Consider the following 15504-nt stretch of genomic DNA (forward strand, 5'->3'; position numbering starts at 1 on the left):
CCCGTAACACTATATTTAACACATATATAACACTACACGCAGCCTGTGGATAACTTCCCAAAAGCCCTGAAGTCCTGCCACTTACCGATCATGTGATGCCTGGTGGGTAAAATCCATCGGCGGCACTATCAACGCCCCGAAGCAAGAGCTCAAGCTCACCAAAGAATGAGTCGGCTCTCTGCACTTCGAACAGCGCCATTCGCTGAGAGCTGTCCTAGCGCCCATGCCTCGCCAGCAGCAAGGCACGCTGCGCTCTTCGGCGTTGCCCCTGCCAAGACCGGTCGCTTGTCGGACATCGCGATGGCGGCTCCGAAGAATGAGATCACGAATCCTGTCCTTCTCTATGGGAAGCGTGATTCGTTTTCAGGGGGGAGAGGCGTTTTTTCTCAAACCCTTAATCAGCACCGCGCGCAGCGGTTCGATTGACCAGTGTCGATGAACAGCTTATGCTTTCAGCAAAACAACGAAGGGCAGAAGAGGATGAGGCATCCGGGCGCTCAGGTGCGCAAAGAATGCATTGCAAAGAACGGGCTGACAGTCACCAAGGCAGCCCGCATCCTGCATGTGGATCGCCAGACCCTCAGCAATCTCCTCAACGGTCATTCAGGGATGTCTCCCGAGATGGCAGTGCGGCTTGAGAAGGTCTTCGGCACGCCCGCCAAGGACTGGATGCAACGCCAACTCGATTATGACTACGCCCAGGTGATGAAACGGGCGGCCAAGATCACGGTGGAGCCGTTCACGCCCGCCGACGAACAACAACAAGGGGGCAGGGGATAGATGGCACGACTGACAGAGCAGGAACAGCAGGAAATCATCCGGTTCATCGAGGCAGGAAAGCCCCTGCCTGACAAGTACCGCTTCCTTCTGTTTGACGACAAGCGCGAGGTCGAGCTTGTCTGGAACGGCAAGACCAACGAGGTGACGAATGTTGTGTTGCCTTTCCAAACGATTGAACAGGTGGATGAGCCACGCGCCGAGAAGCCCGAGGACACGGCGGCGCAAGGCAACCTATTCGCGATGGACAACCGAGGTCGCCAGCTTCAAGGCTGGACCAACAAACTGATATGGGGCGACAACAAGCTTATCCTATCATCGCTCAAAAGTGGCCCGATGCGCGACGAGATAGAGCGGCAAGGCGGTATCAAACTCATCTACATTGACCCGCCCTTTGATGTGGGCGCAGATTTTTCAATGGATATCGAGGTTGGAGAAGAGACGTTTACAAAGAGGCCCAACATTCTTGAAGAAATTGCGTACCGAGACACTTGGGGCAAAGGAGCAGATTCATTCTTGGCCATGCTCTATGAGCGACTTTCTCTAATGAGAGAGCTGCTGGCTGATGACGGCACGATATATGTTCACTGCGACTGGCGCGTTAACGCGTATGTCAGGTTGCTACTGGATGAAGTTTTTGGCGGACAGTACTTTCGCAATGAAATTACATGGTATTACGCGAATACTGGACTGAAAGCACGGTCAAAAAAATTTCATCAAGTTTGCGATACAATCTTTAGCTTCTCAAAAAGTGAAAACTTCAAGTTCAATCACATCTTTAAAAAGAGAAAAGATGGACAAGCAAAACAAGCAAAACGAAAATTTAATCCCATAACAAAGAAGGCCGACATGGTGCGGGATGAAAATGGAAAAATAATTTATGAAATAAGGGAAGAAATCTTGGAAAACTCCCTCTGGGAGACTGGCAGTATGAGCAATAGTCCTGAAAGAATAGGATATCCAACTCAAAAACCAGAAGCACTTATCAAAAAAATAATCTTAGCTTCCTCATGTCCTGGTGATGTCGTCGCAGATTTCTTCGCAGGCTCAGGGACAGTCGCGAGTGTAGCCGAGCAGAATGATAGGAAGTGGATACTGTCGGACCTTGGGAAGTTCGCCGTTCACACCACGCGCAAACGAATGATCGCTGTTCAACGCGCTTTGAAGGCGGAAGGAAAAGATTATCGCGCTTTCGAAATCCTGAACCTCGGCAAGTACGAGCGCCAGCACTATGTTGGCGTCAACACTGATTTGCGCGAAGAGCAGCGCCAGCAGCAACTTGAAGCGCGAGAGCAGGCTTTTCTAGACCTTATCTTGCGCGCCTACCGCGCCGAAAGGACAGATGGTTTTGCCAGCTTTCATGGCAAGCGCGCGGGACGGCTCGTCGCAATTGGCCCGGTGAACATGCCTGTCTCGCGGCTGTTCGTTGAGGAAATAATCCTAGAATGCCGCAAGAAGCGTATAACCAAGGTCGATATTCTCGGCTTCGAGTTCGAGATGGGGTTGTTCCCGAATGTGCTAGACGAGGCCCGCGAGAAAGGCATCGACATCGCGCCGAAGTATATCCCTCGCGATGTGTTCGATAAACGCGCGGTGGAGCGCAACCAGGTGGTTTTCCACGATGTGTCGTTCATCGAGGTCCGCCCGCACTTCAAGGGCAATACCGTAGCGGTAGAGCTGACTGATTTCTCGGTCTTCTACTCGCAGGACTCCATCGCCCACGCCGAAGCGACCTTGAAGAACAAGGCGAGCAAAATCGTCGTCGAGAAGGGCCAAATCATCAAGGTCAGCAAAGACAAGGATGGCATCCTGACCCGTGAGCAACTGACCGAGACCTGGACCGACTGGATTGACTACTGGTCCGTGGATTTCGACTTTGAAAGCAAGCGCGAAATCGTCCGCGTCGAGGACCCTGATACCGGGGAATGGGAAGAGCAATGGACGGGCGACTACATCTTTGAAAACGAGTGGCAATCTTTCCGCACAAAGAAGGACCGTTCGCTTGAACTGAAAAGCGTGTTCCACGAATGCGCGCCAGGACGGCGCAAGATTGCGGTCAAGGTCGTGGATATCTTCGGGAACGACACGATGACGATTGTGGATGTGAATGTCGGAGGGTCGAACTGATGGCGCTTCACCCCGATTTCCCCGACTCCCCGCACGAAATTCTTGACCCGACCATCCGCTGGTTCCCGGCGGACGAGGCGTTGCGCGACACCGGTATGGAAAAACTCATGCCGCCGCTGGTCGCGGCGCTGCGCGTCAAGGTGAAGGAGTTTCGCGATAGCGGCTATGTCGGCGCGTCCGACACGAGCAAAAGCCTGCTGAATTGGTGGTTCAACACCCCGCACCTGTTGCCGCAGGCCGATGGCAACATGGCCGAGTTCAAGTATTTCTTCTCACAGCGTGAGGCGCTGGAAACCATCATCTATCTCTATGACGTCATGGGCGCGAAGGACAAGTCTGACCTGATGCGCTTCGACAGCTCTGGCGCTGTATCGGCCAGTATGTTCGACGAGACCTGGCGGCGCTATGTCGTAAAAATGGCGACCGGCGCAGGCAAGACCAAGGTGTTAAGCCTTGCTCTGGCGTGGGGCTATTTCCACAAGCTTTACGAGCCGGATAGCGAGCTGGCCCGAAACTTCCTGCTTATCGCGCCGAATATCATCGTGCTCGACCGCATCTATAAGGATTTTGAGGGACTACGACTCTTCTACGAAGACCCGGTTATCCCCGACAATGGGTTCGATGGCCGGAACTGGCACGACGACTTCCAATTGACGCTTCACCTTCAAGATGAGGTGCGCGTCACCCAGCCGACCGGCAACATCTTCCTGACCAACATCCACCGCGTCTATGCGGGCGAGGACATTCCCCCGACCGCTGACGACGACGACACGATGGATTTCTTTCTGGGGAAGCGGCCTACGGGCGGGACAACCGACTCCAAGGTAGACCTTGGGATGATTGTCCGGGACATCGACGAGCTGATGGTGCTGAACGATGAGGCGCACCATATCCACGATTCACGTCTAGCCTGGTTCAAGTCGATTGAGGACATCCACAATCGCTTGGTCCAGAAAGGCTCTGGCCTCTCACTACAGGTCGATGTCACGGCTACGCCAAAGCACAACAACGGCGCAATCTTCGTCCAGACCGTGGCCGACTACCCGTTGGTCGAGGCGATTTCGCAGAATGTGGTGAAGCACCCGGTCCTGCCCGACGCGGCAAGCCGAGCGAAGTTGGCCGAGCGCCAGAGCGCGAAATACACAGAGAAATACGCCGACTATCTTGACCTTGGCGTTATCGAATGGCGCAAAGCTTACGAAGAGCACCAGAAGATGGGCAAGAAGGCCATCCTCTTCGTGATGACCGATGATACCAAGAACTGCGACGATGTGGCGGCCTATCTCGAAGGCACCTACCCTGATTTGAAGGACTCGGTCCTGGTCATTCACACCAAGGCAAACGGCGAGCTTTCAAAAGCAGCCAGCGGCAAGAAGAAGGAAGAGCTAGAAGAGTTGCGCAAGGACGCCAATGAAATTGACGACCCCACCAGCCCCTACAAGGCAGTTGTATCCGTCCTGATGCTCAAAGAGGGCTGGGATGTGCGCAATGTGACAACGATTGTCGGGCTGCGCGCATACAGTGCCCAGAGCAACATCCTGCCCGAGCAGACCTTGGGTCGCGGCCTGCGGAAGATGTACCCCGGCGGTGTCGAGGAATATTTGAGCGTTGTCGGCACCGACGCCTTTATGGAGTTTGTCGAGTCCATCCAAGCCGAGGGCGTCGAGCTTGAACGCAAACCCATGGGGTCAGGCACCAAGCCCAAGACGCCGATTGTCGTGGAGGTGGATAAAGAAGACCCAGACAAAGACCTAGATTCGCTCGACATCGAAATCCCAGTTCTGACCCCCCGGATTTACCGAGAATACAAGAACCTAGCCGACCTTGATGTGTCCTCGTTCAGCCATCAGAATGTTATCTACCAAAGTTTTAGCGAGGAAGAGCAGCGCGAGATTGTCTTCAAGGACATCACGACCGGCGTGGTGACGCATACAACTGTCCTCGATACCGCGGGCATTGCTGACTATCGAAGTGTCATCGGCTACTTCACCAAGACCATTATGGATGATTTGCGCTTGGTCAGTGGCTATGACGTTCTCTATGGCAAGGTGAAGTCCTTTGTTCAAGACCATCTGTTCGGGACGACCATTGACCTTGAAAGTGCCAATACGCTGCGGAACTTGTCAGAGCTAGCCGCGACGAAGACCATCTTGGAGAGCTTCAAGAAGGCCATCAACGCCCTGACTGTGAAAGACCGAGGCGACGCAGAAATCCGCGATACCATCAAGCTACGGAACACCCGTCCCTTTGTCGTCAAAGAGCAAGGCTACATCGTCCCGAAACGCAGCCTCTTCAACCGTGTGATTGGCGATAGTCATCTTGAACTTCGGTTCGCAAGCTTTCTTGAGGGCTGTAACGAGGTTCAGGCATACGCCAAGAACTACTTCGCGGTTCACTTCAAGATTGACTATGTGAACGCTGATGGAAGCATCTCGAACTACTACCCGGATTTCATCGTCAAGCTCAAAAATAGCCGTGTCTTCATCGTCGAAACAAAGGGTCAGGAAGACCTGGATGTGCCATTGAAGATGGAGCGCTTGCGGCAATGGTGCGAAGACATCAACTCTGCGCAATCCGAAGTGCACTTCGATTTCGTCTATGTTGATGAAGAAAGCTTTGAAAAATACAAACCAAAATCATTCAGTCAGCTTTCTTCAAGCTTCGTTGAGTATAAGGGGTAGGCAGAAATCTTGCCCTTCCCGCTATCGTCCCAGAGCGTCGACGCCATCGCCGACATCATCAGCGGCGGCGGGGGCAACGACACGACGCCTCCCATCGGCATCTATCGCAGCGGGCCGAAGATCGAGAAATTCATGCGTGCCTGCAACGTCGCTTTCACGGTGAACGGCTCTCGCGTGCCCTCCCTGGTGGAGTGCCTGATAAATCTCAACAACGGCTTCGAGGCCGAGCAGGTGCTCCCGAGGATCATCGAGGCAGCCGCAGACCCCCGCGACTTCACCCAAGAGCCCGAACGTCATACCGCCGTGCTCGACCATCTCAACCGCTCGCTGCGCTTCGACGGCTTCGAGCTTCAGCAGCAGGGCGGGCGGATGCGGCTTGTCGAGGCGGGCAAGAATGTCCTTGTCCTGGCGGAGCTGGCCGGGCTGTCAGAGGTGATCGACTTCGACACGGTGAGCCGCGATCTGGACCGCGCCCTTGCCAGCAGCCAGACCGACCCCGAGGATGCCGTCACCGCCGCGTGCAGCACGGTCGAGAGCGTGTGCCGGTCGATCCTCATCGAGCTGGGGCAGCCGCTTCCAGCCAAGAAGGACGTGCAGGGGCTCTACAATGCCGTGAAGCAGCCGCTTGGTCTGTCCCCTGACCGCTCCGACATCGACCCATTGATCGCAGATGATGTGCGACGAATCCTTTCCGGCCTACCCGCCGAACCGGGCCATCGCCCTGTGGATGAGGAATACGCTGATCCCGCTCGACATGCTGTTCATCGATGACGCGGGGGTTATCCAGTTCATCAAACACGAGGCGCAGCCGAACGACCTCACCCAGGTTCCGGTTCCAACAGGGATCGCGGCGCGGGCGGCCCTTGAGATCAACGGTGGACGGGCGGAAGAGCTTGGGATTGCGGTCGGGGACCGGGTTCAGCCCATCTGGGCGGAGGGCTGCGAAGGTTCCTAACGCGGAACCGGAACCGCCTGCCGGAGAACCTCTCACTCAACGCATCTGTTCGGGCGATGCGGTTCACCACAGCGGTCCGGCTCAGCCGCCTCGGGCGCGTTGCATCCCATAGACAGGCGTGACAGATAGGCCGCCCCGTCAACCACGACCAGATTCACAGATGCACCTCTCTGAACATGACCGCGAAACCCTGTTGAAAACCCTGACCGCTAAGGATCCAGCGATTATTCAGGCACGGATGGCGAATGCCCTGCTCCTGCTAGCGGAAGGGCTGAGCACGGAAGACGTTGCGGGTCTTCTCTATCTGGACGAGGCGAGCGTCGCCGGATGGCAGGCTCTGTTCTTTAAACGGAGCCCGAAGGCGGCGTGAGGCCCACAGAAGGTTGTATTGCGTTTTGCGCTACAGCGGGCCATATCTCTATCAAGGAGAGACGCCATGATCAGCCCCGCCGAACGTAAGGACCACCCGATCTCGATGCGTCTGCCCGAGGCGGATGTCGCGATGATTGACCGCGCTGCGGGCCTGCGCGGTCGGTCCCGGACCGACTTCGTGCGTGAGGCCGCCGTGCGAGCGGCCGAGGAGGTCGTCATGGAGCAGGCGTTGATCAGGATGAGCTCGGAAGGCTTCTCTCAGTTTATGGACGTGCTGGCGCGCCCTGTCGCGCCGGTCCCGGAGATGGTGCGTGACCTGAAGCGGCCCGCGCCCTGGGAGCCTGGCTACACGTCCAAGGGATGATCTGTGAGCCTGTCAGCCCCTGAGCCGCTCACCGCGGCGCATGACGTTTCGGCATTCTCCTGCGGGAAACCTGTTCTGGATCATTGGCTGAAGGCGCGTGCGCTGTCCAATCAGCAGAAGGGGTTCACAGCCGTTCTCGTGGTTCACGAAGCCGAACGCGTGGTCGGCTACTACGGCCTCGCGCCGATGGCCATAGTTCCCGCCGCGCTGCCCCGCGCGATCCGGACGGGCCAGCCCCCAAACCCGGTTCCCTGCATCCTGCTCGGCCAGCTTGCGACAGATGCTGGGTGGGCGGGGCTGGGGATTGGGACCGGTCTTGTGAAGCATGCCCTTCAACGATGCGTTGAGGCGGCCGCCTTGATTGGGGGCAGGGCCCTGATCGTTAACGCCGTAGATGGGGACGCGGCTGCGTTTTGGAAGCGGCGCGGGTTTGAGGTGTCTAGAGACGATCCCATAGTCCTATTCCGATCGATCGGCGACATCGCAGCCTCTCTGCGTGAAAGCAGTGCCTGAAGTCTCTGGGAGTCGTTGGGACCTGATGTTTCCCGATCATGTTGTGTGACCGGCATCGCTATCTGACGCGTTATTGGCACCGCTATTTGGCTGTTGGGCCTTCGGTGACACCGTTGGCTGCGCGGACGTAGCTGTAGAGGGTGGGCTTTGAAATCCCCATCATGGCGCAGATCCGGCTGATGGGCGTCTGACGTTCGTTGTATAGACGTACGGCGAGGGCGCGCTTGTCTGCGTTGAGCGCGGGGCGGCGTCCACCCGTTCGTCCCCGGGCCCGGGCGGCTGCGAGGCCGGCTTGGGTCCGATCGCGGATCAGGGTGCGCTCAAACTCTGCTAGTGCACCGAAGATGTGGAAGGTCAGCTTGCCGGTGGGCGTCGTGGTGTCGATCGCTTCGTGCAGGGAGCGCAGGCCGATCTCGTGCTCGTCGAGGTAGCTGACCCAGGCAATGAGGTCCTTGAGCGACCGGCCGAGCCGGTCAAGTCGCCAAACGACGAGCGTGTCGCCTCCACGGAGGATGTCCTTGAGTTGCACGAGGCCCGGACGGGCGGAGGCCGCACCGGACATCCTGTCGACGATTACCCGTTCACAGCCCGCGGCCTCAAGAGCGTCGTGTTGCAGATCGAGGTTCTGGTCATGTGTGGACACCCGCGCGTATCCGATCAGCATGGGAGGCGCCGTTCACATCGGCGGAACTTAGGGTCTGTGGACATTCATCGTGAAGCGATGATGGTAGCTGCGAGATGCCAGTTGGCAGCATAGCTAGACGCTGTCTTTTCGTATCGGGTTGCTATGGCTCTGAATTCCTTGATCTTTGCGAAGAAGTTTTCGATCAAGTGCCGCCACTTGTAGGCATGTTTATCATAATCGCGTAGGAACTTGCGGTTCGCTTTTGGTGGGATAATCGCGCTGGCACCGCGCGCATCGAGTTCTGCGAGGAGCCAATCGGTGTCGAACGCTTTGTCGGCCAAGAGAGCATCGAAGGCCATGCCATCGATGAGCGGTTCCACGCCCTTCATGTCGTGAGCCTGACCGGGCAGAAGAACGAAGTTGGCCAGGTTTCCGAGCGCGTCGACCAAAGCAACAATCTTGGTGGTCAATCCGCCACGCGAGCGTCCGATGGCTTGATTTTGAGTCCCCCTTTTGCGCCGCTCGCCTTTTGGTGAGCCTGAACGATCGTGCCGTCGATCATTGCGTATTCGAAATCGGGAGTGCCGCTGATTTCTTTGAAAATTCGTTCGAATACGCCACTCTCAGCCCATCTGCGAAACCGTCGGAAAACGCTGTTCCAGTTGCCGAAATCAGCAGGCAGGTCACGCCACGGTAACCCAGTCCGCACACGCCATAGAACTGCTTCCAGAAACAGACGATTATCCTTGCCCGTCGCACCTGCATCGCCCTGCTTGCCAGGCAAGTGTGGCGCAAGAAGGACCCAGACCTCATCTGTCAACACAAACCGCTCTTCATTCATTCAAACCTCCATTTTGGAAGCTTGAATCAGAAATCAGGCAGGTTGGGAATCCTGAATGTCCACAGACCCTAGTAGATGGGTAAGGAACTCGTTTGTTCATATCGTTTCCTGACGTAGATTGATTTACTGTGTTTTCTTACTCGCAGATCCGTTATTCTTCAATCTGAAGGGAGGTGGTGCGCCATGGGCAAACAAACCGACGTTTCCTTGCCCGCCAACGGGCGGACTGAGGCCATAATCCGCTTCGAGGTCCTGCGCCCTCATCTGGAGGACAACGTGCCGCTCGCGCGTGCGGCCGAGGCGGCGGGCGTACCTATCCGTACCGCGCGGCGCTGGCTCGTACACTTCCGGCAAGACGGCTTGGCGGGCCTTGCCCGGAAGGAGAGAGCCGACCGAAGCCGGCGCCGATTGCCCGAAGACCTGGTGCGAATGGTGGAGGGCATGGCGCTCGCCCGACCGCCGCCTTCGGCCGCCACGATCCACCGGCGCTTGTTGGAGATCGCCCCGGAACGGGGGTGGCCAGTTCCTGCCCCACGCACGGTGCGTGCGATCATCGCCTCCCTCGATCCGGCGATGCGCACGCTCGCACATCATGGACCGGCCGCCTACAGGGACCGCTACGAGCTGATCCACCGCCACCGAGCCAAGCGGCCCAACGCGCTCTGGCAGTGCGACCACACCGAACTGGACATTCTTGTCGTGACACCGGGTCGGCAACCACTGCGCCCTTGGCTGACACTGGTCCTTGATGACCATTCCCGCGCCATCGCGGGGTACAGCCTACTCACCGACGCGCCTTCGGCAATAAACACCGCGCTTGCGCTGCGGCAAGCCATCTGGCGCAAGGGTGATCCGGACTGGCCGGTCTGCGGAATTCCTGACGTGCTCTATGTCGACCACGGGACCGACTTCACCAGCACGCATATCGTACAGGTGGCTGTAGACCTGCGGATGCGCCTCGTACATTCCACCGTTGCCCGCCCCCAAGGGCGGGGGAAAATCGAGCGCCTCTTCGGAACCATCAACACTGAACTGCTGACTGACCTCCCCGGTCGCCTCGTGGGTGGCAAGCCTGTAACCACGCCGCGCCTGACGCTCAGCGACCTTGACGCCGCCGTTCGCGCGTTCATCGTTGAGAACTACAACACACGGCCCCACCCTGCGACCGGCGCGACCCCAAACGCCGCCTGGACTTCGGATGGCTGGCTACCGCGCATGCCCGACCGGCTTGAAGATCTTGATGAACTGCTCGTTCTGGTCGCGCGCCCCCGCGTGGTCGGGCGCGACGGCATCCGTTTCGGCGGGCTGCGCTACCTCGATCCTACGCTCGCCGCTTTCGTGGGAGAACGCGTCACCATCCGCCACGATCCGCGCGACGTGGCTGAAATCCAAGTCTACCACCGCGATCGCTTCCTGTGTCGTGCCATCAACGCCGAGCACGCGGATCAGACCGTGTCCCTACGCGATGTACAAGCTGCTCGCCGTGCACATCGGAGAGCTCTGCGGGCAGGGATTAGAGAAACGCGCGAAAGTTGGTGATGCCCTGAGGGGCGGCATATCATGGCGGTGTCGAAGCGCCGTCAATTCTCAGCCGAGAAAGGGATATGCCACATGTCAGACGATACCATCGCCACACTGCCCGATCCATCCGGATTTTCTCCGGATCCGCTGACCGAGATTATTCGGGACGGGGCGCGCAAGCTGATCGCGCAGGCGATCGAGGCGGAACTGGCCACGCTGCTGACCGCGTTCGCCGACGATAAGCTGGAAGACGGCCGTGCCCGGCTGGTGCGCCACGGTCATCTCCCGGAGCGGGAAATTCTGACCGGGGTCGGCCCTGTTGCCGTGACGGTGCCGCGTGTGCGAGATCGGGGTGCTGGCGACAACAATGTCACGTTCACGCCCAGCATCCTGCCGCGGTATCTGCGCAAGGCAAAGTCGGTCGAGGAGCTGCTGCCGTGGCTGTATCTCAAGGGTGTGTCGACCGGCGATTTCACGGAAGCCTTGGAGGCGTTGCTTGGCCCGAACGCCAAGGGCCTGTCCGCCAAGACCGTCACGCGGCTGAAGGCTGACTGGTGGACGGATTATGAGGCTTGGCAGAAACGCGATCTTGGCGCGCGGCGGTTTCTCTACATCTGGGCCGATGGGGTCTACTTCAAGCCGCGGATGGCTGAGGAAAAACAATGTGTTCTGGTGATAGTGGGCGCTGATGAATACGGCCGCAAGGAGTTGCTGGCGATGACCGACGGCTTCCGCGAAAGCACACAAAGCTGGCGCGAGGTGCTGCTCGATCTCAAACGCCGTGGCCTGAAACAGGACCCCAAGCTGGCGATCGGCGACGGCGCGCTCGGGTTCTGGACGGCTCTGCGCGAGGTGTTCGCCACGACCAGGGAACAACGGTGTTGGCTCCACAAGACCATGAACGTGCTCAATGCGCTGCCGAAATCCGTGCAGGCCAAGGCGAAAGCACATCTGCACGACATCTGGCAGGCCGAGACAAAGGCCAAAGCCAACACCGCCTTCGATTTCTTTGTCGAAACCTACGGCGTGAAATGGGACAAGGCGGTGGCCAAGCTGGTCAAGGACAGGGATGCGCTGCTGACCTTCTACGATTTCCCGGCCGAGCAATGGAAACACATCCGGACGTCAAATCCGATCGAGAGCACCTTCGCCACCGTCCGACATAGAACGAAACGCACCAAGGGCTGCCTCAGCCGAAAGACCGGTCTGGCCATGGCGTTCAAGCTGATGATGTCGGCGCAGAAGAAATGGCGCAAACTCGACGGCCAGAACCGCCTGCCTGAAATCATTGAAGGGGTTGAGTTCCGCGACGGCCTCCGCCAACTTCAAACCGCCGCCTGATCAAGCGTCACCAACTTCTGCGCATATCTCAGGGATTAACCAACGCATCGCTGCCGTCTCGGCCAAACCGGACGCTCGCGGCAGCGCAGATATAGAACTCCCATCCCCACGCAAACAGCGGCACCCCCGTCTCAAGATCTATCGAGAGGAGTGAGTATGCCCACCGTCGCGTTCGACTGGATAAGCACGCTGCGCGGTCCCGACCGTATGCCCGGCTTCATCGCAACCCGCGAGCATCGCCGCTTTGTCGAGTTCGCAGGCGCAGTGCGCCGTCAACGCATGATCGGTCTGTGCTTTGGGCCCGCAGGTGTAGGAAAGACATGGTCGGCGCGCCGGTATTCCCATTGGAATCGGATCGAGCCATTCCTCTTGGAATGGGGCCCGCGGGATGCGTCCGGCGCGCGTATCCATACTATGGCGGCGAGTAGTCGAACTGTCTTCTACACGCCTGCTGTCGGTGGGGGTCTCAAGCAGATAAAGGACGACCTGAATTTTCTCGCCGTCCGCATGGGCTTCTGCATCAGTGCCGGCCTTGCGCTGAAAGACGCGTCGGTGGATTCTATGTGCATTACCCCCATAGAGCTGTTGATCGTGGATGAGGCCGAGCGGCTGAACGTTACCGCGCTCGAATACCTGCGCGACTTTTACGATCGCGCTCCCATAGGGCTTGTCATCATCGGGATGCCGGGGATCGAGAAACGGCTTTCACGCTACCCGCAACTCTATAGCCGTGTAGGCTTTGCCCACGAGTACCAGCCTCTTCAGGGCGAGGAACTGGCCTTCGTGCTCCGCCGCCATTGGAAGAGGCTTGGCCTGGCGCTCAACGCCGACGACTTCACGGACGATCGCGCCATCGCGGTCGTCGCCCGCATCACCGGCGGAAACTTCCGCCTGCTCCAGCGCCTGTTCAGCCAGATTGAACGCATCCTCACCGTCAACGAGATGACCACCATCACCGAGGACGTAGTCGACGCCGCTCGATCCACGCTTGTCATCGGGGCCAACTAACGTTGCCAAAACCGTGCCAAATATCGGTGCCGGTCACAGGCAGGGGGGGGTGTTTCGGGATTCCCTATTTAACAGTATTCGGGTAAACTGTTCACTATGTCTGAAATGCGCCTCCATGACCCCGCCGGAAACCGGCTCTATCTGAACGCCGAAGAGCGCGCAGCCTTCCTCGCCGCGGCCCGGCGCCAGCCCGCCCGCGACCGAACCCTGTGTGAAGCGCTTCACTGGACCGGGTGCCGCCCGTCCGAGCTCCTGGAGATCACACCAGCCCGGGTTGATCTCTCCGGCGGGACCATTGCGGTCAGGTCTCTGAAGAAACGCAAGGATGCCTCTGGCAGCGCCAAGATCGTGTTCCGGTCCGTGCCGGTCCCGCCCGAGTTCCTCGATACGCTGAACACCGCCCATGGCGTGCGCGAGTCCCAAGCGTCTCGTAAGAAATCAGCTCTGCCGATCTGGCCCTTGAGCCGCGTGCGTGTTTGGCAGATCGTGAAACGGGTTATGATCGAGGCCAGACTTCCTGATGCGCCGCATCGCAGCCCGAAGGGCCTCAGGCACGGGTTCGGCGTTCACGCCACTGTCCAGGGTGTCCCGCTGCATATGCTCCAACGCTGGCTCGGCCATGCACAGCTCAGTACCACCGCGATCTATGCGGATGCGGTCGGGAAAGAAGAACAATATATTGCAGCGCGGATGTGGGGGTAAAGATGGACCTAACGTGGATCGACCCACCCAGCAATGCGCGCCGATTCTACCGGATGGAAATTGTACCAGGCCTTTTTGGGGACTGGTCGCTCATTCGAGAGTGGGGCCGGAGCGGCCAGGCTGGCCAGGTTCGGGTCGATTGGTTCGACACCGAAGCCGCCGCGAAGACTGCGCGGTTCAACATCCAGATGCAGAAGGCGAAGCGGGGCTATGATTGATCTTCTGCCACATGGAAAAAGCAGAAGTCAGTCGTGGCTCTGACATGGCTTATTTGACTTCTAGAGGCTGCATCACATATTCGTGATTACCAGTGGGTGGGCTTGGGGAGGAGCCCACCAATTGGTTGGCGGATCGTTTGTTGCGGACCTTGCGATCTGCGGTGTCCATTAGCGCCCACCCGAACGATCCGCCTCGCTAAGAGCTCTTATGGAGGTGGATACCGGTAGGAGGGCGAGATCGTATCATAAGGCCTTCTCCCTGATCTTTGCCCAGTGATATTCGCCTGTGAGAAGGATGTGCGCCCAACTTGCGCGCGCTCATCGGGGTCTGAAACCGCAAGGTCTTCCTTCATGAAGTGCTGGATCGACCGCGAACCACCTGATATTATCTACGAATAGAGATGAGGTGCATCATGCCGGACTGCGGCGGCCAATTTGAGGTTTTCCCGACCGATCTGCACCTGCGGCGGATTGATCCGGTCCGGAATGCCCGCCGTTTCTACAAAATGTCCGTCCAGCGCGATCTTTTTGGCTGCGCATCATTGATCCGCGTCTGGGGCCGGATCGGAACCCGCGGCCGCCAGATGATCGATACCTATCCGGATGAGGGCATAGCGGTAAACGCGCTGATGGATTTAGCGAAAGAGAAGCGCCGCCGCGGGTATGCGCTCTAGGGGCTTTAGTTCAGGGCGCGCCCTGAATACGAATGTCATAAGAAATGTTCTGGACCGCATCCCCTCCGGGAGTGTCAGGATTGGTGTAGAATGCCCGAAATTCTATTCGGTGATCGCCCGGGGACAGGGGGGCTAACATGACCCAGAATCCATCTGTGGCGCTCGGATAGAACGGCCTCGGCTCCACGGCCGACGGCGCCCGTCCAGCGAGATCGAAACAGGTCTCTGGCGCGATCCGGGTCCGCTTGAGATCGGGGATCCTAACCCCATCGACCTCGACCATGAGATGGACGTACCGATCATTATTCTGTGTGGCTTCAGCGCGCACCTCCTCGCAGGTGCGGGTCTGCCCTGGCATCGTCGTGACGACGGTATTGATGATCGGGAAGAAGATGAAACGCCCAGCCGGAACGACGCAGGCCCGGCGGATCCGTGCCGAGCCGAACCCGCCCGCCAGATACCAGACTGGTCCGCCCTGATTCACGCCACATAGGCGGCCGTTATCATCCCGGATCGGGCTCTGATCTGTGGGCATGGAGAAGGCCCACTGCCACCAGTCCTGCGCATACCAGGCGAGGTATTGGCCTGCGACGAGGTTACCCGGTGTGAGCGTTAGGTCAGCCGGATCGGCCCCCGCCGCACCGGCGATGCTGGTCAGGCACAGGATCCGGAGCGCTCGTGAAAGCGCCGTGAGGGCCTCCACTGTCGTGGCAGAGAGGCCCTTTCCATTCCCTGGGTGGTGCGCGACTATTGCCGCGCCATCAGGATCCGGAGTGCGTAGCATA

17 protein-coding genes are annotated in these 15504 nt (G+C 58.5%); 14 read left to right on the forward strand and 3 right to left on the reverse strand.

Annotated features, from left to right (window positions below; translation table 11 throughout):
- The first annotated feature begins 480 nt into the window (after positions 1-480).
- From M3N55_RS12255 to M3N55_RS12290, 8 genes are all read left to right on the forward strand, one after another.
- Complete coding sequence (locus M3N55_RS12255) at positions 481-780, forward strand: HigA family addiction module antitoxin (RefSeq protein WP_249059476.1); 300 nt, start codon at positions 481-483, stop codon at positions 778-780.
- Positions 781-2904, forward strand: coding sequence for a DNA methyltransferase (locus M3N55_RS12260; RefSeq protein ID WP_249059477.1), 2124 nt, complete (start codon positions 781-783; stop codon positions 2902-2904).
- The gene (locus M3N55_RS12265; RefSeq protein ID WP_249059478.1) at positions 2904-5585 is read left to right on the forward strand and encodes a DEAD/DEAH box helicase; all 2682 of its coding nucleotides are present in this window, start codon (positions 2904-2906) and stop codon (positions 5583-5585) included. The genes M3N55_RS12260 and M3N55_RS12265 overlap by 1 nt, the downstream gene beginning before the upstream one ends.
- 9 nt (positions 5586-5594) lie before the next feature.
- Positions 5595-6356 carry an abortive infection family protein gene (locus tag M3N55_RS12270; RefSeq protein ID WP_249059479.1) on the forward strand — a complete coding sequence of 254 codons (762 nt, stop codon included), beginning with the start codon at positions 5595-5597 and terminating at the stop codon, positions 6354-6356.
- Positions 6340-6540: a DUF192 domain-containing protein gene (locus M3N55_RS12275; RefSeq protein WP_249059480.1), complete on the forward strand. Its 201-nt coding sequence runs from the start codon at positions 6340-6342 to the stop codon at positions 6538-6540. The genes M3N55_RS12270 and M3N55_RS12275 overlap by 17 nt, the downstream gene beginning before the upstream one ends.
- 160 nt (positions 6541-6700) lie before the next feature.
- Positions 6701-6910: a hypothetical protein gene (locus M3N55_RS12280; protein ID WP_249059481.1), complete on the forward strand. Its 210-nt coding sequence runs from the start codon at positions 6701-6703 to the stop codon at positions 6908-6910.
- A 66-nt stretch (positions 6911-6976) separates the two neighbouring features.
- Positions 6977-7276, forward strand: a complete 300-nt coding sequence (locus M3N55_RS12285) for a type II toxin-antitoxin system TacA family antitoxin (RefSeq protein ID WP_249059482.1) — start codon at positions 6977-6979, stop codon at positions 7274-7276.
- A 3-nt stretch (positions 7277-7279) separates the two neighbouring features.
- Positions 7280-7789 (forward strand): GNAT family N-acetyltransferase, encoded by a 510-nt coding sequence (locus M3N55_RS12290; RefSeq protein WP_249059483.1) that lies wholly within the window; start codon positions 7280-7282, stop codon positions 7787-7789.
- A gap of 82 nt (positions 7790-7871) precedes the next feature.
- Here the strand turns inward: M3N55_RS12290 and M3N55_RS12295 are convergent, their stop codons facing one another.
- Positions 7872-8453, reverse strand: a complete 582-nt coding sequence (locus M3N55_RS12295; RefSeq protein ID WP_249059485.1) for a recombinase family protein — start codon at positions 8451-8453, stop codon at positions 7872-7874.
- 44 nt (positions 8454-8497) lie between these two features.
- A protein-coding gene (locus tag M3N55_RS12300; RefSeq protein ID WP_249059488.1) for an IS5 family transposase occupies positions 8498-9255 on the reverse strand; the annotation gives its coding sequence in 2 pieces (ribosomal slippage) (positions 8498-8919 and positions 8919-9255; 759 coding nt in all).
- Positions 9256-9438: 183 nt separating this feature from the next.
- Between M3N55_RS12300 and M3N55_RS12305 the strand changes: the two genes are divergently transcribed.
- The 6 genes from M3N55_RS12305 to M3N55_RS12330 all read left to right on the forward strand — a co-directional run bounded on the left by M3N55_RS12305 (position 9439) and on the right by M3N55_RS12330 (position 14719).
- A complete protein-coding gene (locus tag M3N55_RS12305) occupies positions 9439-10794 on the forward strand; it encodes a Mu transposase C-terminal domain-containing protein (protein ID WP_249059490.1) in 1356 nt (451 codons plus the stop codon).
- 72 nt (positions 10795-10866) lie between these two features.
- Positions 10867-12117 carry an IS256 family transposase gene (locus M3N55_RS12310; RefSeq protein WP_249059492.1) on the forward strand — a complete coding sequence of 417 codons (1251 nt, stop codon included), beginning with the start codon at positions 10867-10869 and terminating at the stop codon, positions 12115-12117.
- Positions 12118-12273: 156 nt separating this feature from the next.
- Positions 12274-13125 carry an AAA family ATPase gene (locus tag M3N55_RS12315; RefSeq protein WP_249059501.1) on the forward strand — a complete coding sequence of 284 codons (852 nt, stop codon included), beginning with the start codon at positions 12274-12276 and terminating at the stop codon, positions 13123-13125.
- A 96-nt stretch (positions 13126-13221) separates the two neighbouring features.
- Positions 13222-13827, forward strand: a complete 606-nt coding sequence (locus M3N55_RS12320; protein WP_249059503.1) for a tyrosine-type recombinase/integrase — start codon at positions 13222-13224, stop codon at positions 13825-13827.
- Positions 13828-13829: 2 nt separating this feature from the next.
- Complete coding sequence (locus tag M3N55_RS12325; protein ID WP_283163960.1) at positions 13830-14045, forward strand: WGR domain-containing protein; 216 nt, start codon at positions 13830-13832, stop codon at positions 14043-14045.
- Positions 14046-14458: 413 nt separating this feature from the next.
- The gene (locus M3N55_RS12330) at positions 14459-14719 is read left to right on the forward strand and encodes a WGR domain-containing protein (protein ID WP_249059505.1); all 261 of its coding nucleotides are present in this window, start codon (positions 14459-14461) and stop codon (positions 14717-14719) included.
- Between the two features lie 10 nt (positions 14720-14729).
- Here M3N55_RS12330 and M3N55_RS12335 read toward each other — a convergent pair whose 3' ends face one another.
- Positions 14730-15503, reverse strand: a complete 774-nt coding sequence (locus M3N55_RS12335) for a hypothetical protein (RefSeq protein ID WP_249059506.1) — start codon at positions 15501-15503, stop codon at positions 14730-14732.
- Position 15504 lies beyond the last annotated feature (1 nt).

Origin of the sequence: Roseinatronobacter domitianus (assembly GCF_023336755.1) — a bacterium.
GTDB lineage: Bacteria > Pseudomonadota > Alphaproteobacteria > Rhodobacterales > Rhodobacteraceae > Roseinatronobacter > Roseinatronobacter domitianus.

Excerpts from the sequence above, each read along its gene's own strand:
- M3N55_RS12255 (WP_249059476.1), top strand. The coding sequence starts at position 481 with ATGAGGCATCCGGGCGCTCAGGTGCGCAAAGAATGCATTGCAAAGAAC.
- M3N55_RS12260 (WP_249059477.1), top strand. The coding sequence starts at position 781 with ATGGCACGACTGACAGAGCAGGAACAGCAGGAAATCATCCGGTTCATC.
- M3N55_RS12265 (WP_249059478.1), top strand. The coding sequence starts at position 2,904 with ATGGCGCTTCACCCCGATTTCCCCGACTCCCCGCACGAAATTCTTGAC.
- M3N55_RS12275 (WP_249059480.1), top strand. The coding sequence starts at position 6,340 with ATGCTGTTCATCGATGACGCGGGGGTTATCCAGTTCATCAAACACGAG.
- M3N55_RS12280 (WP_249059481.1), top strand. The coding sequence starts at position 6,701 with ATGCACCTCTCTGAACATGACCGCGAAACCCTGTTGAAAACCCTGACC.
- M3N55_RS12285 (WP_249059482.1), top strand. The coding sequence starts at position 6,977 with ATGATCAGCCCCGCCGAACGTAAGGACCACCCGATCTCGATGCGTCTG.
- M3N55_RS12295 (WP_249059485.1), bottom strand. The coding sequence starts at position 8,453 with ATGCTGATCGGATACGCGCGGGTGTCCACACATGACCAGAACCTCGAT.
- M3N55_RS12305 (WP_249059490.1), top strand. The coding sequence starts at position 9,439 with ATGGGCAAACAAACCGACGTTTCCTTGCCCGCCAACGGGCGGACTGAG.
- M3N55_RS12310 (WP_249059492.1), top strand. The coding sequence starts at position 10,867 with ATGTCAGACGATACCATCGCCACACTGCCCGATCCATCCGGATTTTCT.
- M3N55_RS12315 (WP_249059501.1), top strand. The coding sequence starts at position 12,274 with ATGCCCACCGTCGCGTTCGACTGGATAAGCACGCTGCGCGGTCCCGAC.
- M3N55_RS12320 (WP_249059503.1), top strand. The coding sequence starts at position 13,222 with ATGTCTGAAATGCGCCTCCATGACCCCGCCGGAAACCGGCTCTATCTG.
- M3N55_RS12325 (WP_283163960.1), top strand. The coding sequence starts at position 13,830 with ATGGACCTAACGTGGATCGACCCACCCAGCAATGCGCGCCGATTCTAC.
- M3N55_RS12330 (WP_249059505.1), top strand. The coding sequence starts at position 14,459 with ATGCCGGACTGCGGCGGCCAATTTGAGGTTTTCCCGACCGATCTGCAC.
- M3N55_RS12335 (WP_249059506.1), bottom strand. The coding sequence starts at position 15,503 with ATGCTACGCACTCCGGATCCTGATGGCGCGGCAATAGTCGCGCACCAC.